Source organism: Xanthobacter sp. BG11Y11_SDJG (genome assembly GCF_057364445.1).
In genome coordinates this window covers 1-1,011 of record NZ_JBNFNU010000744.1, presented here as the reverse complement: position 1 = coordinate 1,011, position 1,011 = coordinate 1, and the positions used below count along the sequence as shown (strand labels likewise).

The window sequence follows — 1,011 nt, the reverse complement described above, 5'->3', positions numbered from 1 at the left end:
GGGTCCGCGAACGGCGCGCGCGGCGGCAGGCCGGCCGGCGTCGCAGGCCATCCCGCACCCGCCGCGCCTGACGGCGCTGGCCGAGGCTCCGTATCGGCAGCTTGGCGCGCGGAAGCCTGCGCGCAGGTGAGCGCGATCATGTGGAAGGCATCCTCCTCCGAGCAGCCGCGCGAGAGGTCGTTGGCGGGCTTCGCGAGGCCCTGGAGCACCGGGCCGATGGCCCGCGCCCCGCCGATGCGCTGGGCGATCTTGTAGCCGATATTGGCCGCGTCCAGGTTCGGGAACACGAACACGTTGGCGTCGCCCCGGATCGCCGAGCCCGGCGCCTTGGCGGCGCCCACCGCGGCGACGAAGGCGGCGTCGAACTGCAGCTCGCCCTCGATGACGAGGTCGGGGCTCGCCGCCCGCGCGATCCTGACCGCCTCCACCACCTTGTCGACGCGCGCATGCCGCGCGCTGCCGGCGGTCGAGAAGGAGAGCATGGCGACCTTGGGCCGCTCGCCGGTCATGGCGGTGAAGGAGGCCGCCGAGGCGCGGGCGATGTCGGCCAGTTCGGCCGCGTCGGGGTCGATCACCAGCCCGCAGTCGGCGAACACATAGGCGCCCTTCTGGACGTGGTGGTCCTCGCACAGCAGCATCAGGAAGAAGCTGGAGACGAGCTTCGCCTCGGGCGCGAGGCCGATGATCTGGATCGCCGCCCGCACGGTCTCGGCCGTGGTGGCGACGGCGCCGCCCACCGTTCCGTCCGCATCGCCCTGGCGCACCATCATGGCGGCGAACGCCAGCGGCTCGCGCATGCGACGGTGCGCGGCGGCGAGGTCCATGCCCTTGTCGTGGCGCAGAAGGTGGAGCTCCTCGGCATAGGCCTGAAGCCGCGGCGAGGTCGCCGGGTCTTCGATGGCGATGCCGCGCGCATCCCCGCCCAGCGCCGCCAGAACCTCCGCCGCCGGCCCGAGCAGGATCGGGCGGGCGATGCCCTCCCGCGCGGCGCGCCGGGCGGCGGCGGCGATG

The 1,011-nt window shown here is 74.3% G+C and carries 1 pseudogene; it reads right to left on the bottom strand.

Annotated features, from left to right (window positions below):
• Nucleotides 1–110 precede the first annotated feature (110 nt).
• Nucleotides 111–1,011 (bottom strand): annotated as a pseudogene (gene pta / locus AC2W7M_RS26230) (phosphate acetyltransferase); the annotation flags it as partial.